Origin of the sequence: Faecalibacterium hominis (ex Afrizal et al. 2022), assembly GCF_049545105.1 — a bacterium.
In the GTDB taxonomy this organism is placed as follows: domain Bacteria; phylum Bacillota; class Clostridia; order Oscillospirales; family Ruminococcaceae; genus Faecalibacterium; species Faecalibacterium duncaniae.
This window is the reverse complement of record NZ_CP186860.1, coordinates 2,734,812-2,758,289: the sequence shown is the minus strand read 5'-3', so window position 1 is coordinate 2,758,289 and position 23,478 is coordinate 2,734,812. Positions and strand designations below refer to the sequence as shown.

22 protein-coding genes and 1 riboswitch are annotated in these 23,478 nt (G+C 59.7%); of the genes, 2 read left to right on the top strand and 20 right to left on the bottom strand.

Features of this window, described 5'->3' with window-relative positions:
* Window positions 1-29: 29 nt before the first annotated feature.
* The 5 genes from secA to ACKXGA_RS13185 form a co-directional block, all read right to left on the bottom strand.
* Complete coding sequence (secA, locus tag ACKXGA_RS13205) at window positions 30-2,870, bottom strand: preprotein translocase subunit SecA (protein ID WP_423729674.1); 2,841 nt, start codon at window positions 2,868-2,870, stop codon at window positions 30-32.
* 201 nt (window positions 2,871-3,071) lie between these two features.
* Complete coding sequence (locus ACKXGA_RS13200; protein WP_423729673.1) at window positions 3,072-3,971, bottom strand: CinA family protein; 900 nt, start codon at window positions 3,969-3,971, stop codon at window positions 3,072-3,074.
* Between the two features lie 19 nt (window positions 3,972-3,990).
* On the bottom strand, window positions 3,991-5,310 hold the full coding sequence (locus tag ACKXGA_RS13195; protein ID WP_423729672.1) for a competence/damage-inducible protein A: 1,320 nt from the start codon (window positions 5,308-5,310) through the stop codon (window positions 3,991-3,993).
* Between the two features lie 5 nt (window positions 5,311-5,315).
* Window positions 5,316-6,515, bottom strand: coding sequence for a tRNA uracil 4-sulfurtransferase ThiI (thiI, locus tag ACKXGA_RS13190; RefSeq protein WP_005932913.1), 1,200 nt, complete (start codon window positions 6,513-6,515; stop codon window positions 5,316-5,318).
* Between the two features lie 175 nt (window positions 6,516-6,690).
* The gene (locus ACKXGA_RS13185) at window positions 6,691-7,842 is read right to left on the bottom strand and encodes a cysteine desulfurase family protein (RefSeq protein WP_423729671.1); all 1,152 of its coding nucleotides are present in this window, start codon (window positions 7,840-7,842) and stop codon (window positions 6,691-6,693) included.
* A gap of 182 nt (window positions 7,843-8,024) precedes the next feature.
* Between ACKXGA_RS13185 and ACKXGA_RS13180 the strand changes: the two genes are divergently transcribed.
* Window positions 8,025-8,927 (top strand): GDSL-type esterase/lipase family protein, encoded by a 903-nt coding sequence (locus ACKXGA_RS13180; RefSeq protein WP_242888446.1) that lies wholly within the window; start codon window positions 8,025-8,027, stop codon window positions 8,925-8,927.
* Window positions 8,928-9,406: 479 nt separating this feature from the next.
* Here ACKXGA_RS13180 and ACKXGA_RS13175 read toward each other — a convergent pair whose 3' ends face one another.
* Together ACKXGA_RS13175 and ACKXGA_RS13170 are read right to left on the bottom strand one after the other, a co-directional pair.
* A complete protein-coding gene (locus ACKXGA_RS13175; protein ID WP_097772658.1) occupies window positions 9,407-9,991 on the bottom strand; it encodes a hypothetical protein in 585 nt (194 codons plus the stop codon).
* A gap of 90 nt (window positions 9,992-10,081) precedes the next feature.
* Window positions 10,082-11,743: a formate--tetrahydrofolate ligase gene (locus ACKXGA_RS13170; protein WP_423729670.1), complete on the bottom strand. Its 1,662-nt coding sequence runs from the start codon at window positions 11,741-11,743 to the stop codon at window positions 10,082-10,084.
* A gap of 51 nt (window positions 11,744-11,794) precedes the next feature.
* Window positions 11,795-11,882, bottom strand: a riboswitch (ZMP/ZTP riboswitch).
* Window positions 11,883-12,032: 150 nt separating this feature from the next.
* Here ACKXGA_RS13170 and ACKXGA_RS13165 point away from each other — a divergent pair.
* Window positions 12,033-12,320: a hypothetical protein gene (locus tag ACKXGA_RS13165; RefSeq protein WP_005932907.1), complete on the top strand. Its 288-nt coding sequence runs from the start codon at window positions 12,033-12,035 to the stop codon at window positions 12,318-12,320.
* 54 nt (window positions 12,321-12,374) lie between these two features.
* Here ACKXGA_RS13165 and ACKXGA_RS13160 read toward each other — a convergent pair whose 3' ends face one another.
* From ACKXGA_RS13160 to ftsY, 13 genes are all read right to left on the bottom strand, one after another.
* Entirely contained in the window at window positions 12,375-12,947 is a 573-nt protein-coding gene (locus ACKXGA_RS13160) for a CD1247 N-terminal domain-containing protein (protein WP_005932905.1), read from the bottom strand.
* Between the two features lie 159 nt (window positions 12,948-13,106).
* Window positions 13,107-13,664: an elongation factor P gene (gene efp / locus ACKXGA_RS13155; protein ID WP_005932902.1), complete on the bottom strand. Its 558-nt coding sequence runs from the start codon at window positions 13,662-13,664 to the stop codon at window positions 13,107-13,109.
* Window positions 13,665-13,785: 121 nt separating this feature from the next.
* Window positions 13,786-14,640: a TIM barrel protein gene (locus ACKXGA_RS13150; protein ID WP_423729669.1), complete on the bottom strand. Its 855-nt coding sequence runs from the start codon at window positions 14,638-14,640 to the stop codon at window positions 13,786-13,788.
* A complete protein-coding gene (locus tag ACKXGA_RS13145; protein ID WP_035394104.1) occupies window positions 14,637-15,140 on the bottom strand; it encodes a YqeG family HAD IIIA-type phosphatase in 504 nt (167 codons plus the stop codon). Before ACKXGA_RS13145 ends, ACKXGA_RS13150 begins: the two co-directional genes overlap by 4 nt.
* Before the next feature lie 118 nt (window positions 15,141-15,258).
* Window positions 15,259-15,435 carry a 30S ribosomal protein S21 gene (gene rpsU, locus ACKXGA_RS13140; RefSeq protein ID WP_005928271.1) on the bottom strand — a complete coding sequence of 59 codons (177 nt, stop codon included), beginning with the start codon at window positions 15,433-15,435 and terminating at the stop codon, window positions 15,259-15,261.
* A 143-nt stretch (window positions 15,436-15,578) separates the two neighbouring features.
* Window positions 15,579-18,128 carry a leucine--tRNA ligase gene (leuS, locus tag ACKXGA_RS13135; RefSeq protein ID WP_097770835.1) on the bottom strand — a complete coding sequence of 850 codons (2,550 nt, stop codon included), beginning with the start codon at window positions 18,126-18,128 and terminating at the stop codon, window positions 15,579-15,581.
* Window positions 18,129-18,179: 51 nt separating this feature from the next.
* The gene (gene rsfS, locus ACKXGA_RS13130; RefSeq protein WP_117533527.1) at window positions 18,180-18,560 is read right to left on the bottom strand and encodes a ribosome silencing factor; all 381 of its coding nucleotides are present in this window, start codon (window positions 18,558-18,560) and stop codon (window positions 18,180-18,182) included.
* A gap of 21 nt (window positions 18,561-18,581) precedes the next feature.
* The gene (locus ACKXGA_RS13125) at window positions 18,582-20,012 is read right to left on the bottom strand and encodes an LCP family protein (RefSeq protein WP_423729668.1); all 1,431 of its coding nucleotides are present in this window, start codon (window positions 20,010-20,012) and stop codon (window positions 18,582-18,584) included.
* 126 nt (window positions 20,013-20,138) lie between these two features.
* Window positions 20,139-20,726, bottom strand: a complete 588-nt coding sequence (gene yqeK / locus ACKXGA_RS13120) for a bis(5'-nucleosyl)-tetraphosphatase (symmetrical) YqeK (protein WP_423729667.1) — start codon at window positions 20,724-20,726, stop codon at window positions 20,139-20,141.
* Window positions 20,680-21,366, bottom strand: a complete 687-nt coding sequence (gene nadD / locus ACKXGA_RS13115; protein WP_005932886.1) for a nicotinate (nicotinamide) nucleotide adenylyltransferase — start codon at window positions 21,364-21,366, stop codon at window positions 20,680-20,682. The genes yqeK and nadD overlap by 47 nt, the downstream gene beginning before the upstream one ends.
* Window positions 21,363-21,659, bottom strand: coding sequence for a YhbY family RNA-binding protein (locus ACKXGA_RS13110; protein WP_005932885.1), 297 nt, complete (start codon window positions 21,657-21,659; stop codon window positions 21,363-21,365). Before ACKXGA_RS13110 ends, nadD begins: the two co-directional genes overlap by 4 nt.
* Before the next feature lie 14 nt (window positions 21,660-21,673).
* Complete coding sequence (gene rdgB / locus ACKXGA_RS13105) at window positions 21,674-22,306, bottom strand: RdgB/HAM1 family non-canonical purine NTP pyrophosphatase (protein WP_423729666.1); 633 nt, start codon at window positions 22,304-22,306, stop codon at window positions 21,674-21,676.
* Between the two features lie 111 nt (window positions 22,307-22,417).
* Window positions 22,418-23,356, bottom strand: a complete 939-nt coding sequence (gene ftsY / locus ACKXGA_RS13100) for a signal recognition particle-docking protein FtsY (RefSeq protein WP_423729665.1) — start codon at window positions 23,354-23,356, stop codon at window positions 22,418-22,420.
* Between the last annotated feature and the right edge of the window lie 122 nt (window positions 23,357-23,478).

Below are 23,478 nucleotides of genomic sequence, written 5' to 3'. Positions count from 1 at the left end.
TCTACTTGCAACTATTTTTAGTTACCAGCTCAATTTTCCCCGCCGTTGCTTCCTTCGGGGTGGTACTGGGCGCAGGTGCACTTTTTCCACTTGAGACCGCTGCCGCAGGGGCAGGGATCATTGCGGCCGATCTTGATGACCCGGACAGGCTGGCCCTTGGGGGCACCCTTGACACCGGGCGCGCCGTTGCCGGGCACAAAGCCCTCGCCGGTGGGCTTGGCCACCTGCTCCCGTTTGGGGGCTGCACCGGCCTGCCGCACCTCGATGGTCAGCAGCATCTTGATGCTGGACTCCCGGATGGAATCCACCATCTGGTCGAACATATCAAAGCCCTCGATGCGGTACTCCACCACGGGATCCTTCTGGCCGTAGCCGCGCAGAGAAATGCCCTGCCGCAGCTGATCCATGTTGTCGATGTGATCCATCCACATCCGGTCCACGCACTTGAGCAGGCAGATGCGCTCCAGCTCACGCATGACCGGTGCGCCGTACCGCACCTCCTTGGCCTGCAGGATCTGCATTCCGCGGTCGTAGAGCAGATCGGCGATGCCCTTCTGGGAGAGGCTGTCGTAATCGGCCACGGTGTAGTGGAAGTCGGCATCGGTGGTCAGCCAGCCCTGATAGTGGCGGCGCAGGGCACCAAAGTCCCACTCGTCCTTCACATCTCCGGCCAGGAACTGCTTGCAGCTGGAATCAATGTTCTCCCGCAGCATATTGTGCATCTCATTGCTGATATCCTCGCCGTCCAGCACTTTGCGGCGCTGGCCGTAGATGATCTCACGCTGCTGGTTCATCACATCGTCGTACTTCAGCACGTTCTTACGGATCTCAAAGTTCCGGCCCTCCAGCTTTTTCTGGGCACTCTCCAGCGTGCTGGTGATCATCCGGTTCTCAATGGGGGTATCCTCGTCCAGCTTGAGGGTATCCATCAGGCTGGAAACGCGGTCACCGCCGAACAGGCGCATCAGGTCATCTTCCAGGCTCAGGTAGAAGCGGGACGCGCCGGGGTCGCCCTGACGGCCTGCACGGCCGCGCAGCTGGTTATCGATGCGGCGGCTCTCGTGCCGCTCCGTACCGATGATGAACAGACCACCGGCCTTGCGCACTTCCTCTGCCTCGGCGCTGATGGCCGGCTTGTACTGGGCATACAGCTCCTCAAACCGTTTCCGCACCGCCAGGATCTTTTCATCGTTGGTGTCGCCGTGGCCGTCGGCCTCAGTCAGCAGAAGCTCCACCGCATTCGGGTCGGCATCCTGCGGCTTTTCGGGGTCGAGCAGGTTCTCACAGAAGTGTTCCCTGCGCATCTGGGCCTTGGCCATGAACTCGGCGTTGCCGCCCAGCATGATATCAGTACCACGGCCTGCCATGTTGGTGGCAATGGTGATGGCACCCTTTTTGCCGGCCTGCGCCACGATCTCAGCCTCGCGCTCGTGGTTCTTGGCGTTCAGGACATTGAAATCGCGGGTGTACTTCTGCAGCATTTTGGCCAGCGTCTCGCTCTTTTCCACGCTGACGGTACCCACCAGAACCGGCTGGCCGTTCTTGTGGCATTCCAGCACCTGCTCGATAACAGCCTTGTACTTGCCGTTGACGGTCTTGTAGACCGCGTCCGGGTAATCCTTGCGGATGTTGGGGCGGTTGGTGGGCACAGTGACGATGTTCAGGCCGTAGATCTCGGTGAACTCGGTGGCCTCCGTCTTGGCGGTACCGGTCATGCCGGACAGCTTCTTGTACATGCGGAAGTAGTTCTGGAAGGTGATGGTCGCCAGCGTCTTGCTCTCGGCGGCGATCTTCACGCCCTCCTTGGCCTCAATGGCCTGATGCAGGCCCTCGTTGTAGCGGCGGCCGATCATCAGGCGGCCGGTGAACTCGTCCACAATGATGACCTCGCCATTCTTCACGACATAGTCGATATCCTTCTGCATCACGCCGTAAGCCTTGATGGCCTGATCGATGTGGTGGGCCAGGGTCATGTTCTCCGCGGCAGCCAGGTTCTCGACCTTGAAGTATTCCTCGGCCTTCTGGATGCCCTTGGCGGTCAGGGTGCAGGTCTTGTGCTTTTCGTCCACGACATAATCGCCGTCGGTCTGCTCATCGGCCTCCACCTTATCTTCCAGCTCGACCACAACACTCTTGTGCAGGGTACGGACGAAGCGGTCCACCTGAGTGTACAGGCTGGAGGAATCCTCGCCCTTGCCGGAGATGATCAGAGGGGTGCGGGCCTCATCGATCAGGATGGAGTCCACCTCATCGACGATGGCAAAGGCGTGGCCGCGCTGCACCATGTTGTCCTTATAGGTCACCATGTTGTCGCGCAGGTAGTCGAAACCGTACTCATTGTTGGTGCCGTAGGTGATATCGGCGTTGTAGGCACGGCGGCGGGCATCGCCATCAATGCCCTGCACGATCAGGCCGACATTCAGACCCAGCCAGCGGTAGAGCTTGCCCATCCACTCGCTGTCGCGCTTGGCCAGGTAATCGTTGACGGTGACGATGTGCACGCCCTCGCCGGTCAGGGCGTTCAGGTAGGCGGGCAGGGTGGCCACCAGGGTCTTGCCTTCACCGGTCTGCATCTCGGCAATGGAGCCGCGGTGCAGGGCAATGCCGCCCATGATCTGCACAGGGAAGTGCTTCATGCCCAGCACACGCCAGGCAGCTTCGCGGCAGACAGCAAAGGCATCGGGCAGGATATCATCCAGCGTCTCGCCGTTTGCCAGCCGCTCTTTCAGGGCCGGGGTCTGCGCCTGCAGCTCGGCATCGGACATCGGCTGATACTTTGTTTCCAGTGCCAGCACCTTTTTGGTAATGGGATTGATCTTTTTCAGCTCCCGGTCAGAGAAGCTGCCAAAGAGTTTTTCAGCAAGGGACATTGTTACACCTCATCTATCAAAAATCGGGGCGGCAGGCCGCCCAACAGCGGAAAAACCACATACTGTTTATATGATACACCAAAGCTGAAAACCCGTCAAACCCGATGGATAGATTTTATCCGTTTTTTGGGTGAACTTTCTGTTAATTTAGAAAAAAAGACCCTCTCCGGCATTGCGCAGCAATGACGGAGAGGGTCGGTCCTATACCAATGTCGCCCCCGGGCGGGGAACGTGCTCCGTCAGCAGAGCGCGCAGCTGTTCCGGCAGGGCGTAGAAATTGCCGTTGGTATATTTCCACGCCCCCACCGCGGCGAGAGCCGCCAGCAGAGCCAGCACCAGCAGCGTCATGCACACCCGGCGCAGGGGATGCCGCTTGGGCTGGGGGCTGGGCAGAACATCCTTCTTTGCAGCCCTGCAGGCAGGCAGGAAACCCGTCCCCTCAGCCTGAGGCTTGTTTGCCGCCGTGCGCCGGATGATATCCAGCAGCCAGAGGGCGGGGTTCTCCCCCGCTGGGACGGTGCGCAGAAAGCAGCCCTTCCTGCAGCTGAGCACCAGCACACAATCATTTTCCCGCTCGGCACAGGCGGCAGAGAGATCCGCCCCCACCACGCGGCGGGCAGCCTGAGCCCGGGCCAGCGCCTGTCGGAGCGGGTCGGTGCAGTCCTTGGGCAGGCGGGCACGGGCACGCTTTTCGATCAGCGGGCCGGTCTTGGGGTTGGCATAGCTCACCGCACCAAAATCAAAGACCTTCTCGGCCCCGGGCAGGTTCTCAAGCCGGGCTTCCAGCAGGGCACCGGCGGCAGCATCCGCGCAGATGAGCAGCTTATCGTGCCGTTCCAGCGCCTCCACCACGGCAGCAGGCAGAGTGGTCTCCCCTGCCCCGTACAGGTCTGCCGAAAACGCCTGCCGCAGGGCCTGCGCGGCCTTTTTCAGCCCGGAAGGGCTCTGCGCCTGCAGGGCCACCAGCGTTTCCGCACCTCGGCTCTTCCACTGGGCCGCAGCCCGCCACTGGGGCGGAAAGTTTTCCACCGTTTTGCCCACCGCTGTGGACTGCGCACCAAACAGCCGCAGCACACACCCGGTCTCCTGTTGCTGTGTCAACCTGCATTCCCCCTGCCTTTTAGTGGCCCAGGAACACCTCGTTCAGCTTGTCCAGCGCTTCGGCGCTGTGCTGTGCGTCCCGAGCAAGGGGCTCTGTGCCTGCGGGAACTTTTCCCTGTGCCAGCCGCAGGGCCAGCTCCAGGGCGGCCTGCGCGGCGCGGGCACGCACCAATGCACGGTCGGGCCGGGAGACGGACAGCTTTTTCACATACACCGTCTCACCCCGGGCCGCGCCCAGATACACCGTGCCCACCGGGCGAAGGGCATCTCCGCCGGTCGGCCCGGCCACACCGGTCACGCTGATGCCGATCTCAGCACCGGCGGCCTGTGCGGCCCCCAGCGCCATCTGGGCAGCCACAGGGGCCGACACCACATTGTACTTTGCAATGACATCCGGTTCCACGCCCACCAGCCTGGCCTTGGCGGCCTCCCAATAGGTCACAAAGCCGTAGCCGAACACTTCACTGGAGCCCGGCACCGAGGTGATGCGCTGTGCGATCAGCCCGCCGGTGCAGCTCTCGGCGGTGGAGATTGTGAGCCCCTTTTCCTTTAAGGTGCGCACCAGTGTCTCCTCCAGCCCGGCCACATCCTCATCATACACCGCATCGCCCAGCAGATCATAGAACTTTTTGGCATATTCCCGGCACATTTTTTCGCCTTCCGCATCGGAAGCAGCCCGGGCAGTGATGCGGATCTCGCACTCACCGGTCTTGCAGTAGATAGCGGCAGTCGGGTTGGCGTTTTCCAGCAGATCACGCACCTGATATTCCAGGCTGCTCTCGCCGCCCAACACCCGCAGGGTGACAGAGTGCAGGGTGCAGTTCTGACGCATCATCAGCAGGGGGCGGACGCTCTCGTTCCACATGGCCTTCATCTCACTGGGCACGCCCGGCATCAGGACAGCACAGCGGCCCTCCTGCTCAAACCATGCACCGGGGGCGGTGCCGTGGTGGTTGATGATCTTATGCCCCTTTACAGGCACCATGGCCTGCTTGCGGTTGTTGGGGGTGGTCACCCGGCCGGAGCGGGCAAAATAACCGGTGATCTTCTCCCATTCGCTCTCGTCAAAGACCAGCGTATCGCCATAGCAGGCGGCAACAGTCTCCTTGGTCAGGTCATCTGCCGTGGGGCCCAGACCGCCGGTGAACACCAGCAGGTCACAGCGGTTCTTTGCCTCGTTGACAAAGTCCGCCAGCCGCCCCTGATTGTCGCCGATGGTGCTCTCCCGCTGGACCGTAATGCCCAGCTCAGCAAGCTCCCGGCTCAGGTACTGGGCGTTGGTGTTGAGGATGTTGCCGAGCAGCAGCTCGGTGCCCACACTGATGATCTCCGCTGTCATGCCGCTCACCCCTCAAACTCGATCTCGTCCGTAATGCGGATGCGGATCCGCTCGGTGTTCTCAGCAGCCTCGGCCTCCAGCTCTGCCAGACCGGGCATGGCGGCTTCGGCCTCCAGGATCTCTGCCAGCTCGGGGCGGATCTTCGGGTGCGGCGGGGTGAAGATGGTGCAGCAGTCCTCATAGGGCAGGATGCTGGTCTCGTAGGTGCCAATGTGGCGGGAGGTCTCGATGATCTCGGTCTTGTCCATGCCGATCAGCGGGCGCAGGATGGGCAGATCCTGGGCGGCATCGGTGCACTGCAGGGCCTTGACGGTCTGGCTTGCCACCTGAGCCAGACTCTCGCCGGTGATGAGGGCCTCGCAGCCCTGTCTGGTGGCAATCCGATTGGCAATGCGCATCATGCTGCGGCGCATCAGCACCGTGAACAGCACATCGGGAGCGTTGTCCCGGATATACTCCTGCGGCTTGGTGTAGGGCACCACAAACAGGTTGGAGCTGCCGGTATAAGGGGTGATCTTCTGGGCCAGAGCTTTAACTTTCAGTTTTGCGCGCTCGGAAGTATACGGAGGGGACGCAAAATGGATGTGATCCAGGGCCAGACCGCGCTTTGCCATCCGGTAAGCAGCCACCGGGCTGTCGATGCCGCCGGAGAGCATATTCAGGGCACGGCCGGAGGTACCCACGGGCAGGCCACCCTCTCCGGGTATTTTCGGGCCATGAATATACGCACCGTAATCGCGAATCTCCACAATGACCTTGAACTGGGGGTTCTTCACATCCACCCGCAGGTAGTTGTGCAGCCCCAGCAGGTAAGCGCCCAGCTCCCGCATCAACTCAGGGCTGGTCATGGGGTAGGTCTTATCCGAACGGCGGGCCTCCACCTTGAAGGTCTTGATGCCGTGCAGGCTGTCGCCCAGATACTCCTCCGCAGTCCGGCAGATGGTATCAAAGTCCTTTTCGCAGACCACGGCACGGCTCAGCGCCGCCAGACCGAACACAGTGCGCACCCGGTCAAAGGCCAGATCCATGTCCACGTCCTCTTCCTCGGGTTCCATATAAAAGGTAGACTGGGTGCAGTACACCTTGAACTTGCCCACGGTCTTGAGCCGGTAGCGCAGGATTTTCATCATGGCCGACTCAAACTGGTTGCGGTTCAGGCCCTTCAGGGACATCTCGCCCTGATAGCCCATAATAATTTCACGCATAGAGTTCTCCTTAATTATAGCTGGCTCACCCTCTCCGTCAGCGCTGACGCGCTGCCACCTCCCCCAAAGTGGGAGGCCTTGGCATTCCACGCAAAGTTTCCGGTTTTGTCAAGAGCTCCCCCTTTGGGGGAGCTGGACGCGGAGCGGCCTGAGAGGGTGAGGATGCTTTCCTTTTTTACTTTTTGATTCTCTGTAAGTGCTTCATTCCGTCCTCGAAGGCGTTGAGGAACGCGTCCACATCCTCGGGGGTGTTGTCCGCACAGAAGGACACGCGGATGGCCGTATCAATGGCCAGCGGGTCCCTGCCCATAGCGGCAAGGGTATGGCTGGGCTGGCCCCGGCCGCAGGCACTGGCCGAGGAGACATAGACCTGCTGCTGCGCCAGATGGGCCAGCATGGTCTCGCTCTTGATGCAGTTCTCGCTGAAGTTCAGCACCTCGGGCACCGCATTGTCCGGGCTGTTGATGACCACCTCCGGGAAGGCTTTCAGCCCCTCCCGCAGGCGCTGGTTCAGGGCGCGCACAGCAGTATCCCGGCTCTTCATGGTCTTGTTCAGGCGGGTGGCCGCGGCAGCAAGGCCCAGCGCATAGGGCAGGTTCTCGGTGCCGGGGCGCTTCTCCCGCTCCTGCTCGCCGCCCAGATAGGGAGCCTGGAACGCCTGATACAGGCTGTCGCTCAGGTAGAGCGCACCAATGCCCTTGGGTGCGTGGATCTTGTGGCCGCTGACAGCCAGCGTGTCGATGTTCGCCAGCTTGATGGGCACCCGCATCCAGGCCTGCACGGCATCCACATGAACGATGGTGCGGCTGTTGCGGCGCTTGACCTCGGCGGCCAGACGCTCCACATCGTTCCGGGTGCCGACCTCATTGTTGACCATCATGCAGGCCACAAGGATGGTGTTTTTGTCCACATGGTCCAGCATCCGGTCGATGTCCAGCGTGCCGTCCGGGCCGGGGTCCACCACGGTCACATCATAGCCCATGGCGGCCAGACGCTCCAGCGGCTTCTGCACACTGGGGTGCTCAAAACCGGACACCACGATGCCCTTGCCGAACCTGCGGGTCAGGGCCGCGCCCAGCAGGGCCATGTTGTTACTCTCGCTGCCGCAGGAGGTAAAATAGAGCTCCCGGCTCTTGCAGCCCAGGGTGCGGGCCACGGCGGCGCGGGCAGCATTCAGGGCTTCCTCGCTCCGGGCACCGGGGGCATACAGGCTGGACGGGTTGGCCCAGTGCTCCCGCATGGCCTTGTTGATGACATCCGCCACTTCCGGGGCCACGATGGTGGTGGCGGCGTTGTCCAGATAATGCAATTCAGGGTTTTGCAGCATAAATTTTGATTCCTGCTTTCTCAGTTACGCCAGCGGCACCCGCCGCCGACAGGATTTCATACTAAACCATGATGATTATACCACAAAGCATCTGCCGCCGTAAAGTAGCACGGCCCACTTGCACGGCCCCGCCGGGTGCTGTATAATGAGGGTAACGAACACAAAGAAAGCCGGGTGTTTTTATGGCCGATTATCAGGAATACCGCCGCCGCATCCTGCGCAAGCGCTGGCGCAGGACTTTTGCCGTTGCCGGGCTGCTGGTGCTGCTCATCCTGCTCAGCGCCGTAGGCCTGCTGTGGAAGCACCTCCACCGGGAGCAGAGCCCTGCCGCCGTGCAGGGCCCGACCATCTTCCAGCAGGAGCTGCAGAGCAGCGAGTGGAACACCATCAGCTACACGCCCGCGCGGCGGCTGAACGTGCAGACCACCTCTGCCGGATCCACCGCCATGGATTTCCGGCTGGCCGCGCTGGACCGCACCACCGCTGTGGACCGCAGCTATTTTGCCAACGTCTGTTTTCTGGGCGACAGCCTGACGCAGGGGATGCAGATCTATTCCAGCGGCCTGCCGGAGGCCTCTTTCTGCGCCTACCGGGGCGCAGGCCCCAGCGTTGTGGTCAATGGCACCACCTGCAAGCGCTCCGATGGCGGCACCGAGGTCCCCATGGAGGTGCTGACAGCCCGGCAGCCCCCGGTGCTGTATATCCTGCTGGGCACCAACGTGCTCAACCGGGACGGGGATTATTCCAGCTTCCTCACCTACTACCGGCTCATGCTGGATATGATCTCCCAGGCCCTGCCCAACACGCAGATCTACGTGCAGTCCATTACGCCTGTCCGGCCTGAGGTGCGCAGCAGCCATCCCGGCCTGTACAAAGAGCGGCTGTGCGAGATCAACAATGAGCTGGCTGCCATTGCACTGGAAAAGAACTGCGCTTTTCTGAACCTGTGGGAAGCCCTTGCCGACGACAACGGCGACCTGAAAGCCGAATACGCCCAACCCGACGGCATCCACATCAAGCCCGAGGGCTACCCCGCCTGGGTGGAATATCTCGCCACCCACACCGTGGGCCAACAGACGGCTTAAACTAAATATTCGGATAGAAAAACCGCCCTTCCGGCATCAAACTGGAAGGGCGGTTTTGTCATAGAAACAGGAACGGGGAACGGCATCTAAACCGTTCCCCATCGATTGGTATTTGGCAGGCGTGGCGTTCTCCTGCATCTCTCAGAGCCTAAGCCCTTGTCGTTACCATCGGCGTGTGGCTGCCACGAAATTGACCACCTCAAATACCTTTCTTATCCTATGTTTAGGATACCACATTTATCCCTTTTTGTAAAGTATCTCACTCTGACGCAAAAGACGACGGAAGCGTTTCTGGCTGATGCTCCACATCGTGATAATAGAGTTTTTGTATTCTTCCAGATCACTGGAAACTTTCAGCCTCAGAATAATTTCTGCATAACATCTTATAGTTGATTTGTATATAGAAAAGGGAGAGTGGCCTAACACAGGGATTTCATAGAATGGTATTTTGATTTGCCAAACAATAAAACTAAATGTTTTCATTGTTTGACCCGGCCAAGGCAATCAAGTAAGATTTCCGTTATATCTTTTGTTGCTATCGCCGGTTTGTCACTCATAATTTCCCAAACAGGGTTATTGCTACATTCTCCAGAAAAATATTTTCGGGCGCATTCTACTACACCCTTTATATTTTTTGTGTTCAACATAACATCAAAAGCTTCATCGAAAAGAAGCATATCATATTTTGTAGGTTTCTCTTCTTCAAGGTCAACCTCAAAAAGTCGAATTTGCGCTCTCTCTTCTTCCGATTTCTGAGCCCAGCCAGCTTCATATAACACTTTATAATATTCAATATTGTCGAAATAGTAGCTGCAATTTAAACGGCTTGGAAGAAAAGAAAATTCGGTTTCTCTTACAAATTCAAAGATTCCTTCAACACACCATTTTACATATTCACGCCATTCATCACCTTGCAATTTCATCGACGCAATCGTTGTTTCGAGACACTGTTCAGATTGTTCTAATGTGCTGATAACCTCTCTACAACGAATTTCATTTCTCTTGTATCCAGCTTTTAATTTATCCCCAACTTGTAGTGTCTGACTCATGTGGTAAGCTTTCATCTTTTTCTCCACCGCTTCCGATTTGTTGAGCTAAAAAGTCCCATACCCAGCACCTTAACGGTGCGGACATGGGACTTCATATTTTTTCAATCAGAACAGCCCTGTGATTTTGCCTTCGGCATCCACGTCGATATTGACGGCGGCGGGCTTCTTGGGCAGGCCGGGCATGGTCATAATGTTGCCGCAGATGACCACCACGAAACCGGCACCGGCGGCAAGGCGGACTTCCCGCACCTCCATGGTAAAGCCGGTGGGCGCACCCGTCAGCTTGGCGTTATCGCTGAAACTGTACTGGGTCTTGGCGATGCAGACCGGCAGGTCGCCGTAGCCCAGTTCGGTCAGCTCGGCCAGCGTCTTGGAAGCGGCGGCGCTGAAATTCACACCGTCGGCACGGTAGATCTTTTTGGCGATGGCTTCCACCTTCTGCTTCAGGGGCATCTCCAGCGGGTAGACGTACTGGATGGGACGGTCCTCCAGCACCTCCAGCACCTTCTCGGCCAGAGCCTTGCCGCCCTCGCCGCCCTTTGCGAACACCTCGCTCAGGACGCAGGGCACGCCCTGCTCGGCGCAGACCTGCTCAACGTATGCCTGCTCCTCCGGGGTGTCGGTGGGGAAGGCATTGATGGCCACCACCACAGGCAGGCCAAAGCCGTTCTTCAGGTTGTCGATGTGGCGCACAAGGTTGGAGGCACCAGCCTTGACCGCCTCGAGATTCGGCTGGTTCAGGTCAGCCTTGGCAATGCCGCCGTGGCTCTTGAGGGCACGGACAGTGGCCACCAGCACGCAGGCGCTGGGGGCGATGCCGGCATAGCGGCACTTGATATCCAGGAACTTCTCGGCACCCAGATCTGCACCGAAGCCCGCCTCCGTGATGACGTAATCGGCCAGCGAGAGGCTGAGCTTGGTGGCCATGACGCTGTTGCAGCCGTGGGCAATGTTGGCAAAGGGGCCGCCGTGGATGATGGCGGGGTTGTTTTCCAGCGTCTGAACGAGGTTCGGGTCAAGGGCATCCTTGAGCAGTGCAGTCATGGCACCGGCGGCGCCGATGTCGCCAGCCGTGACGGGCTTGCCTTCGTAGGTGTAGGCGCAGACGATCTTCGACAGCCGCTCCTTCAGGTCGGAGATGCTGGTGGCCAGGCAGAAGATCGCCATGACCTCGCTGGCAACGGTGATATCAAAGCCGTCCTCACGGGGGGTACCGTTGACCTTGCCGCCCAGACCATCCACGATAAAGCGGAGCTGGCGGTCGTTCATATCCATGCAGCGCTTCCAGGTGATGCGGCGGGGATCGATGTTCAGGGGGTTGCCCTGCTGGATGCTGTTGTCGATCATGGCAGCCAGCAGGTTGTTTGCGGTGCCGATGGCATGCAGGTCACCGGTAAAGTGGAGGTTGATATCCTCCATGGGCACCACCTGGGCATAACCGCCGCCGGCCGCGCCGCCCTTGACACCGAACACGGGGCCAAGGCTGGGCTCACGCAGGCAGAGCATGGTCTTTTTGCCCAGAGCGTTCATGGCATCGGCCAGGCCCACGCTGGTGGTGGTTTTGCCCTCGCCTGCCGGGGTGGGGCTGATGGCCGTGACCAGGACCATCTTGCCCTGCTTGGATGCCTTGTGGATGAGGCGGTGATTGATCTTGGCCTTGTAGCGGCCATAGGGGATCACATCCTCATCGGCAAGGCCCAGCGAGGCAGCGATCTCGGTGATGGGCTTCATTTTGGCTTCCTGTGCGATCTCGATATCAGACTTCATGCTCAAATCCTCCCTGAAATGCAAAAAGGGCAGCTTTGCGCACCAATAGCGCAAGGCTGCCCAGACGGTCGGCGTAACAAAACCCGGTTCTGTCTGCACTGTGGTGCTCCACAACGTTCCGTCAGCAGGCAAACCCGTTCTTCTGGGTCAAAGATATCACATCTGCCCGTGGTTTGTCAAGCAGAAACTGTCCGCAAAGAAAAATCTGCCTGTACGGCCCCTGCGGCTTGCATCCATCCTGCCAGATGTGTTATACTAAAGTGTATCAAACGATAGGGAGGCTTTCACGATGCCATTTACACCGAAACTGACTTATAAAGGCAAGCCCCTCGTCCGTAAGGACAACGAGCTGTATTACGGCCGTATGACCGACCCCTATGTGCTGCGGATGCAGATCCTGAGCACCAAATCCGTGGGCGGCATGGATGTGGCCGATAAGGTACACATTCAGGTCTTTTCCACCAACGACAGCCTGGCCCCTGAGGCCCGCGTGTTCCGCCAGACCACCAAGAATGGCCTGTACAACGCACTGGACATTGGCAGCATCTGGCTGCAGAAGGCAAACGAGACCCGCTGAACGGCATAAAAAAGGACCGTCTCCCGCTGAGGAGACGGTCCTTTTTGTTGTGCTTTACTCTTCGGTCACTTCAAAGTCCAGGGGCTTGCCGCAGCCGGGGCACTTGGGTGCGCCATCCAGCAGGTCGTCCTCCTCAAACACAGTGGTCTGACCACAGGCGGGGCAGGTCACCTCGTACTGCACGGGGCCTTCCTCCTGCTCCTCGTCCTCATCCTCCAGCGCGACCTCAAAGGTCACGCCGCAGTGGGCGCAGTTTGCTTCGCCCGCGTCCAGGTCGTCCTCGCTGACGTAAACGGTCTCGCCGCAGTTGGGGCAGGCCACCTCATAGAACGGCTCACTGGCGATATCATCGTCATTGTCGTCCTCTTCGGTATCCTCTTCCTCTTCTTCGGGCTCCTCGTCATCCTCATCGTCCTCATAGAGGTCGGCTTCCAGATCCTCCAGCTCCTCGCTCAGGTCGTTGATCTGGTCGTAGGCGCGGGTCACATCTTCATCGATGCCGTCCACAGCCTCTGCCAGTTCGCCCAGCAGCTCGCTCATGGCCTTGATGACCTTGCCCTCTTTGGTGGTCTCGTCGATGCCCAGGCCCTCGATCAGGCCCCGCAGGTATGCAGCCTTTTCCTTCATAAGAATGACCTCCTATTTAAAATAACCTCTCAGGCCGCTCCGCGGCCAGCTCCCCTAATAGGGGAGCCCTTGGCATAGCGGAAAACTTTCCGCCGCACGGTTCAGCCTGTGAAGCAAAAACCGGGCACACGGTTGCCCGCTGCCCGGTCTGTCGGTAAATTAGACGCGCTCCATATACTCGCCGGTGCGGGTATCGATGCGGATGTGGTCGCCCTCGTTGATGAACAGAGGAACGCGGATCTCAGCACCGGTCTCGACAGTAGCGGGCTTCAGGGTGTTGGTGGCGGTGTTGCCCTTGACACCCGGCTCGGTCTGGGTGACTTCCAGCTCGATAAAGTTGGGGATCTCGACGCTGAAGACCTTGCCCTTATAGCTCAGCAGCTTGCACGGCTCGTTCTCCTTGCAGAACTTGAAGTTATCGGGCACATCGGAAGCGTTGACGGGGATATCGTCATAGGTCTCGTTGTCCATGAAGTGGTACAGATCGCCATCCTCATAGCTGTAAGTCACGTCCTTGCGCTCGATGAAAGCCTGAGGGAACTTTGCGGTCGGGTTGTAGCTGGTCTCAACCACAGAGCCGGTGATCACGTTCTTGGTCTTGGTGCGGACAAAGGCAGCGCCCTTGCCGGGCTTCACGTGCTGGAACTCAACGACCTGAAGAACCTGGCCGTCCTGCTCAAAGGTCACGCCGTTGCGAAACTCGCCTGCAGAAATCATAGGAATTCCTCCATTAGTAAAATCTCATTGATGCTTAACGCATATCTCTATTTATTTTACTCAATCCCGCATGGTTTGGCAAGGGGTTTGAGCAAAAAAGACGATAAAATCAGAAAAAAGTTCATCCACAATACATTCTCTGCATCGTCTGTGCATCCTCTGCCTGCGTACCGGCGCTCTCACAGATGATGACAGGTGCAAGCCCACGCTCGGCCAGCAGCTCCATCAGGGGCTGGGGTTCGGGGCCAAACTGAGTCTCGGCAAAGGTCCAGTGCCGCTTTTCACCGCCCTTGGAATACTCGATGCGGGAAAAGTGGACATGGAACTGCCGGGCACGCGCATCCCCCAGCGCCTCCCCGATGCGGTCAAGGATAGCGGCATAATCCGCCTTGGACCGGATGCCGCCCAGCGTCCGGGCGTTGAGGTGGCCGAAGTCGATGCAGGGGGTGATGCGGCTGTCCACCCCGCAGAGAGCCAGCACCTCCTCCAACGTGCCCAGCTGGCCGATCTTTCCCATCGTCTCAGGGCAGAGGGTGATCTCGGCAAAGCCCGCTTCATCCAGCGCGTCCTGCGCCCGTTTCAGGGTGTCCAGCGCTTTTTCCAGGGCAGCTTCCCGGCTCTGCCTGCCGCAGCTGCCGGAGTGGAAGATGACCCGCCTGCCGCCCAGCGCCCTGCAGAGCGCCGCGCTCTGGAGCAGATAGTTCACGCTGTTCAGCCGCTTTTCCTCGTCCAGGCTGGAGGCGCTGATATAGTAAGGCGCGTGGACGCTGAACAAAATCCCCCGGGCGGCGGCATCGTCAGCCATCTGCCGGGCCTTGTCCAGCCCCAGCCGGACTCCATGGCCGCACTGGTATTCAAAGGCATCCAGCCCCATTTTTTCGGTATAGGCCGGAATGTCCAGACTGTTCTTATACCCCATGGCCGTAAAGCTGTCGCTGGTGCCTGCGGTACCGAACCGAATTTTCCACTCACTCACAGGGTCTTACCTCCCCGGTCGTAGTATTCCTGCCAGTGTTTTTTCTCCCACTTGCGCTTGAGCACCACCTGTGCCCCGAGATCCGGCCCGCGGGGGATGACCATCAGACCCGGAATCCCATAGAGCGCCGCCGCCATCCGGTCGGCATAGAGCTGGTCGCCCACCATGGCCATTTCCCTGCGCTTCACCTGCATCCGGCGGCGGGCCACTCCCAGTGCAAAGGGCAGGGGCTTGGCACTGCGGTAAAGATAAGCAAGGCCCAGCTTTTCCGCAAAGGGGCGCACCCTCTTTTCGGCACCGTTGGAAACGATGGTCAGCTTTACGCCCGCCCTGCGCATGGCTTCCAGCCACCCGGCCACTTCTTCCGGCAGCTCCTGACTGCGGTCGGCGGTCAGGGTGTTGTCGATATCCAGCACCAGCGCCCGGATGCCCTTTTGGGCCAGCCACTCCGGCGTGATGTGGGTCACATCCTTGAATACATATTCGGGGGTAATCAGCATGATAAAAACCCTCTCAGTCTCGCAAATGAAAATAGGAGAGCCTGAGTTTCAGGCTCTCCTACATCGGCGTTAGCAACGCGTTTGAAATCTAAAGCAACGTGCGATTTCAAGCAGTTAATTACTTGAACTTGCGCTTGCGGGCTGCTTCGGACTTCTTCTTGCGCTTAACAGACGGCTTCTCGTAAGCCTCGCGCTTACGAACCTCTGCGAGCACACCGCTGCGAGCGGTGCTGCGCTTGAAGCGACGCAGTGCGCTTTCCAGCGACTCGCCCTCTTTAACACGAATTTCCGACATCTTATTCCCTCCCTTGGACCGTGAGGCAGGAATTTCGTTGTTACATGGTAACTAACAGTAGACAGTATAGCGCATTTTCATGCGTTCGTCAACCTTTTTTGAAAGATTTTTTGAAAAAACTCTCCGGCAAAGCGCTTGAGCGATCAGCCCTTCACGGCCAGGTTGACCAGACGGCCCTTGACGTAGATCTCCTTGACGACCTGCTTGCCCTCCAGAGCGGCGGCAACAGCGGGGTCAGCCTTGGCGGCGGCAATGGCGGCGGCAGCATCGATGTCGGCAGCCACCTTCAGGCGGGCCTTCACCTTGCCGTTCACCTGCACGGCGATCTCCACGGTGCTCTCCACGCACTTGGCCTCTTCGTACTGGGGCCAGGGGTAGTAGGCCAGCTGCTCATTGTGGCTGTGGCCCAGCTTCTCCCACAGCTCCTCGGTCATGTGGGGAGCAAACGGGTTCAGCAGCTGAACAACGGTCTCCAGCTCGGCCTTGGTCGCGCCGCCGTTGTCGTACAGGGCGTTGACCAGCGTCATCAGCTGGGCAATGGCAGTGTTCATCTTCAGGCTCTCAATGTCAGCGCCCACCTTCTTGATGGTCTGGTGCATCAGGGTCTCGATGGCGGGGCGATAGCCCTCGCCCTCCACCAGCTTGTCGGACAGCGCCCACACGCGGTCGAGGAAGCGGTTGCAGCCGGCAATGGCAGAGGTCTGCCAGGGTGCGGCCTGCTCAAAGTCACCCATGAACATCTCATACAGACGCATGGTGTCGGCACCGTACTGATCCACCACCTCGTCGGGGTTGATGACGTTGCCCAGGCTCTTGGACATCTTGACGATGGGATGGCGTGCCATCTCGCCGTACTTCTCTTCCAGTGCCTTTTCGGCGGCCTTCTGGCTGCCATACTCCTTCAGCAGCTTCTCCTGCTCGTCAGCGGGCAGGTTGACAAAGCTGTGGGGGTTCAGGCCCAGGATCATGCCGTGGGCGGTGCGCTTCTGGTAAGGCTCGGCAGTGGGCACCACGCCGATATCATACAGGAACTTGTGCCAGAAACGGCTGTACAGCAGATGCAGGGTGGTATGCTCCATACCGCCGTTGTACCAGTCCACGGGAGACCAGTACTCCAGCGCCTCCTTGGAGGCCAGAGCGTCCTTGCAGTGGGGGTCCATGTAGCGCAGGAAATACCAGGAGGAACCGGCCCACTGGGGCATGGTGTCGGTCTCGCGGGTGGCGGGGCCGCCGCAGCAGGGGCAGGTGGTCTTGACCCAGTCGGTGTGGCGGGCCAGCGGGGACTCACCATCGGGGCCCGGCTCAAAGTCGGTGATGTCGGGCAGGGTCAGGGGCAGGCTGCTCTCGGGCAGGGGCTGCCAGCCGCACTTTTCACACTTGACCATGGGAATCGGCTCGCCCCAGTAGCGCTGACGGCTGAACACCCAGTCGCGCAGCTTGTAGTTCACCTTATCGCAGCCCTTGCCATTGGCTTCCAGCCACTCGATCATCTTTTTCTGGGCATCTGCCACAGACAGGCCGTTCAGGAAGCCGGAGTTGACCAGCGTGCCGGTGGCAACATCGGTAAAGGCAGCCTCGTCCAGATTGGACTCGGTATTGCCCTTGACCACCTCGATGATGGGCAGGCCGAACTTCTTGGCGAACTCCCAGTCGCGGGTATCGTGGGCGGGCACAGCCATGATGGCACCGGTGCCGTAGGTGGACAGGACATAGTCGGAGATGAAGATGGGGATCTGCTTGTCGTTGACGGGGTTGATGCCCATCACGCCCTCCAGCTTCACGCCGGTCTTTTCCTTGTTCAGCTCACTGCGCTCGAAATCGCTCTTGCGGGCAGCCTCTGCCTGATAGGCCGTAACGGCATCCGCATTCTTGAGCAGGCCCTTTTCCAGCCACTCCTTGACCATGGCGTGCTCCGGGGAGACGACCATGTAGGTAGCGCCGAACAGGGTATCACAGCGGGTGGTGTAAACCGTCAGGGTATCGCCTGCGGTGGTACCGAAGTTCACCTCTGCACCATGGCTGCGGCCGATCCAGTTCTTCTGCTGGGTGGCAACGCGCTCGATGTAATCCAGACCATCCAGGCCGTCGATCAGCTTGTCGGCGTAAGCGGTGATTTTGAGCATCCACTGGCTCTTGACCTTGTGCACCACCTCGCTGCCGCAGCGCTCGCACACGCCGTTGACAACTTCCTCGTTTGCCAGCACGCACTTGCAGCCGGTACACCAGTTGACGTTCATTTCCTTCTTGTAGGCCAGGCCGTGCTTGTACAGCTGCAGGAAGATCCACTGGGTCCACTTGTAGTACTCGGGGTCGGTGGTGTTGATCTCGCGATCCCAGTCAAAGGAGAAGCCCAGCGCCTTGAGCTGCTCACGGAAGTGATCCACATTCTTTTTGGTGACGATGGCCGGGTGGATGTGGTTCTTCATGGCAAAGTTCTCGGTGGGCAGACCGAAGGCATCCCAGCCCATGGGGTACAGCACGTTGTAGCCGTTCTGGCGGCGCTTGCGGCTGACCACATCCAGGGCAGTATAGCTGCGGGGGTGGCCCACATGCAGGCCCGCACCCGAGGGATACGGGAACTCCACCAGCGCATAGAACTTGGGCTTTTTGTGGTCGATCTCGACATGGAAGGTCTTTTCGTCCTCCCACACCTTCTGCCACTTGGCCTCAACGGCCTTGTAATCATACTTCATAGCTTTCAATCACTCCTCATATTCGGCAGCCGCCCTTGCAGGCAGGGAAGCTTACAGACTGTTTTCCGGGGTCAGATACTCCGAGATATCCATGGGCTCACCATCGGCCCACAGATGTTCCAGATCATAGTAGGTGCGGGTGTTGGGCACAAAGACGTGCACGATGACGCTGGAATAATCCAGCAGCACCCAGTTCTTGGAGTCGAAGCCCTCGGTGGTGTAGGGCTCGATGCCCTTCTGAGAAAGCTCGTACTCCACCTCGTCGGCCAGAGCACCCACCTGGGTGGTGGAGGTGCCGGAAGCAATGACGAAGTAATCGGTCAGAACGGTCAGGCTCTCCACTTTGAGCACACGGACATCCTGGGCCTTTTTCTTGTCCAGGATCTTTGCGATCTCAATGGCAAGGGTCTTGCTGTCGATCTTGTTTTCCATAAAAGTCTCCTCTCTGGTTTGTTACTGTCCTGCGGCCTGGCCGTCGGTGGTGGTCGCACCCGCCACGTCGGTATCGCCGCTCAGGATGGCATCATCGGACTCCTTGTCCAGCTGTCCCACGAACTGGACGTTGGCGCTGGTGGAAGCGGTGCCGTGGGGCCAGTTGTTGGTCACAAGGTTCATTTCCTCGGCGCTCACGGGGCCGGTGTAATTGCGGAAATAGGTGTTCAGCAGCTCTGCAATGGAACCGGCATCCGGCACCACGCAGGAGTATCCGTCAAAGCTGCTGGTCTTGCCCACATTGGGCACGCCCATGAACACAGGGGTCTGGGCCAGCATGATGTTCGCACTGTCGATGCGGGTAAAGGACACCAGCATCTTGGCAATGGTGGTCAGATCCATATCCGTGTGGATATAGTTGTTGAAAATCAGGGGCAGCTGGGCAATGACATCGGTCACGCCCATGCTGCGCACCCGCTTGAACAGGCCGGCATAGAAATAGCGCTGCATGTTCAGGCGGTCGATATCCGAGTTGGCGTAGCCCTGGCCATGGCGGCAGCGGACAAAGAACTCTGCCGATGCGCCGTCCAGGTTGCGGTAGCCCTGCTTCAGGACACTGCCCGCAAAGGACATATCGTGGGGGATATACACCTCGATGCCGCCGAAGTTGTCCACCATTTCCACCAGTGCCTGCATATCAATGGTCACATAGTAGTCGATGGGCAGCTTGTACTGATCATAGATGACCTCCGCCAGCGCGGCAATGTCGCCGCCGTTGGAGAGGGCCACCGAGTTGATCTGATAGTTGGTGGCCGCGTAGGTCTTGCCGTTGGAAAGGGTGATCTTGCGGTTCTGGGTTGCAACAAGGCTGTTGCGGGGGATCTGCAGCATCCGCAGGGCACCGCCCTTGATATCGAACTGGCAGTACAGGATCATATCCGTCATGCCGTCGTTGCTGCCATCCGAGGAGTAGGCGCGGCCCTCCTCATAGTCGATGCCGCAGACAAGGATGTTCACCACATCGCCCTTGTACTCCTCCAGCGTCTGGATCTCCTCCACCAGCGAGGTCGCGTTCTCCTCGGGCTTCAGGTTCTCCTCCACCTTGTTCATCATGTTCACGGCGTAGACCACCACGCCCGAGATCACGGCCAGCACCGCCAGCGTCACGGCCATCGGCAGCCACACGGGGGTCTTTTTCTTCTTTTTGCGGCGGCGGGGCGCATCAGCGGGGGCCGCGTGCCGGGGCGGCCGACTGCCGCCGTTGCCGCCCCGTCCGCCGCCCGCGCTCTGGCGGGGCGGGTCCGGCCGCTGGGGTGCGGGCTGTTCGTTCTGGAAGAAATCCGGCTGCCCGGACAGCGACACCTGATGCAGGGCGGAAGCCTCCGTGGGGCGCTGCTCCGTGGGGCGGTTCAGCGAGCGGTCGGTATTGATATGACGCGGACCTTGACTCATTCGTTCGGTTCCTCCAGCTTTTTTATTCCGACAGAGACTGTCGTCATGTTCCATAGTATAACATTCTTACCCACAATCTGCAATCGGTATTCTTTTCCGGAGCAGGATGTGTGCAGAAAAACAGGCTCACCCGGCCTTTGCAGCCCGGGCATCCACCTCTGCTCTGATCTCGTCATAGGCCGCCTTGGACATGGGGTCCAGGGGCTTCCCCTGCGAGAGCACAAAGTCATTCGTCTGCCTGAGGGCTGCCAGCATGGCCAGATCCAGATCCTTCAGTTCCAGCTTGCGCAGCTTGTTCACCCCGGGCCAGTCCCGCTCGGCGCTGGTCATATCCGCCAGATAGACGATCTTATCCAGCCTGCTCATGCCGGGCTTGCCCGCGGTGTGGCAGGCAATGGCCGAAAGCACAGCCTCATCCTCCACGCCCCACTCAGTGCGGGCCAGGATGGCGGCGCAGATGCCGTGCCACACCGGGGTGGGGCGCTCTTCCCCGCCCTCGGCCAGTTCCGGGTGGGCCCGCATGATGGCGCGCATCTCGTCCTTGCTGATCTCCTTGGCTGAATCGTGCAGCAGGGCGGCCAGCGCGGCCTTGTCCTCATCCACGCCATACCGCTTTGCCAGCTTGACGGCCATTTTTCTCACATTCAGGGTATGCTCGTAACGCTTGTCACTCAACCGGCCGCGCACAAGCTCCTTTGCCTGTTTCAGATTCATGGTTTCCGCTTTCCCCTCTGTCTGCCCGGTAAAGCCCCTCCCGCCGGATGACCCGGCGCACGAGGGCGGGCAGTTCATTTTCACACGCTTCCCCTGCTGCAAGGCGGGCACGCAGGTTGCTGCTGGCCATGGGCAGAGCCTCGACCTGTGCAAACAGGATGCGGGCCCCGGTGGGGTCCATCTGCTTTGCCTTGGCGTGAAGCTCCGGCGCGTCGCCGACATTCCGGCTCGTGACCACCAGACGGGCCAGCCGCAGGATCTCCTGCCAGCGGTGCCAGCTGTCAAAGCTCAGCAGCATATCACTGCCCATGGCCATGTACAGCTCGGCTTCCGGATAGGTGCGGGCCAGCATTTCCAGCGTGAGCACCGTGTAATTGCGCCTGCCCAGCGCGGCCTGCTCCACCTCCCAGCCGCTGACGCACAGCGCCGGGACAGCCCCCTCCGCTTCCAGTGCACGGAAGCACGCGCACATCTCCACCCGGGCGCTGCCGGGGGCGGCGGTGGACTGCTTGAAGGGGGAAAGCCCCGCAGGCATCACCACCACCCTGTCCGGGCGCACCCGGGCAGCGGCGGCGCGCAGATTGTTCAGGTGGCCGTTGTGGGGCGGGTCAAAGGTGCCGCCGTACAGCAGAAGCCTCATTTCAGCAGGTCAGCGTAGGCGCTGTCCTTCTTCTTCTGCAGATAGAGCACGAACTTGGAGCCGATGACCTGCACGCAGTCGGCACCGGTGGCCTCTGCCAGCTTGACAGAAGCCTCACGGGCGTTGTACATGCTGCTTTCCAGCACCTTGAGCTTGATCAGTTCCCGGGCATCCAGGCAGTCCTTCACGCCCTGGATCATGGTCTCGTCGATCTCACCCTTGCCCACGATGAAAACGGGGTCCATGGTGTTTGCCTTGCCGCGCAGAATGGCGCGCTGTTTGCTCGTCAACATAATTATTTCTCCTTTTATTTCAGAAATTCAGGTAATTCTTTTTCCAGCTTTGCCAGCGCCACACCGCGGTGGCTGATGGCATCCTTTTCGTCCGGGGTGAGCTGGGCATAGCTGCGTCCCTCGGTGTTGGGGCGCTTTTCCGCTTTGCCCACACCGCATTCATCGGGGATGAACAGCGGGTCGTAGCCAAAGCCGTGATCGCCCGCCAGGCGCGCAAAGGCCACCTTGCCCGGGCACTCGCCCCGGCAGGTCAGGTGCCGGCCGGTGGGCAGGATGAAGCAGACAGCGGCCACAAATTTTGCGCCGCGCTGTTCTGCCGGAATATCCTGCATATTCTCCAGCAGCTTGTCGTTGTTGGCCTCGTCGTCGCCGTGGCGGCCGCAGTAGCGGGCGCTGTACACGCCGGGGGCACCCTCCAGTGCATCCACACAGAGGCCCGAGTCATCGGCGATGGTGGGCAGGCCGCTGGCTTTGCAGATGGTCTCGGCCTTGATGAGGGCGTTTTCCTCAAAGGTGGTGCCGGTCTCATCGGGTTCAATGGTGATGCCCAGCTCCTTCTGGCTGACCACCTCGTGGCCCTGCGCTTCCAGAATGCGCCGCAGCTCACGGAGCTTACCGGCGTTGCCGGTCGCTGCACAAATTTTCATGTTTTTCTCCTCTCTGCCCCTGTCGAACTCCTGCACTTTGCTCCCCTGCCCAGGGGAGCCGGACGCGCCAAAGCGCAGCCTGACAGGTTTGACTGCAGATCCGTTCGACACTTAATGCTTCCACTGCCGGGGCAGCAGCTCTTCTACATAACCCTCCGGGGTAAAGGGGATCAGGTCATCAATGCCCTCACCCACACCGATGAACCGCACGGGCAGGCCCAGCCGCTGCTTGACCGCCACGACACAGCCGCCCTTGGCGGTGCCGTCCAGCTTGGTCAGGATGATGCCGGTGGCGTTTGCCGCCTTGCAGAACTCCCGGGCCTGGCTGATGGCGTTCTGGCCCGTGATGGCATCCAGCACCAGCAGGGTCTCCAGACTGGCCTCGGGGCTGGCCTTTTTGACACTGCGGCTGATCTTGGAAAGCTCTGCCATCAGGTTTGCCTTGTTGTGCAGGCGGCCTGCGGTATCCGCAATGACCAGATCATAGCCGCGTGCGGTGGCCGACTTGACCGTGTCAAAAATGACAGCGGCGGGGTCTGCGCCCTCGCCCGCCTTGACAAGGGGCACACCCGCCCGGTCGGCCCAGATCTCCAGCTGCTCGCTGGCGGCGGCGCGGAAGGTATCGCCTGCAGCCAGCATCACCTTTTTGCCCTGACGGGTATAGAAATCGGCCAGCTTGGCAATGCTGGTGGTCTTGCCCACCCCGTTCACGCCGATGACCAGAATGACGGCGGGTCTGCCGCCCAGCTGCATCTCAGCTTCGGGGCGCATCTCATCGGCAATGAGGTCGCGCAGTTCATCGCTGGCCTGCTCACCGGTTTTCAGGCCCTTCTCGTTCACCCGGTCCCGCAGCTTGTCCACCAGTTTGATGGCCACTTCACCGCCCACATCGGCCAGAATGAGCTGCTCTTCCAGCTCATCGTAAAGATCATCATCGATCTTGCTGCCGGTGAGGGTATTCATAATGTTGCCCCAGAAGCCCGTGCGGGTCTTTTCGAGGCCGTCTTTCATCTTATCTTTTTCTTTTTTGCCAAATCCAAAGAGGCCCATTGGTTCTCTCCTTTGTTTTGCTGTTTCTATCCGTGATGGCAAAACCCGCCATTTCACGATTTGCGCTCAGTGCTGCCCGGTATGCCAAGGGCTCCCCTACTAGGGGAGCTGGCGAGCGAAGC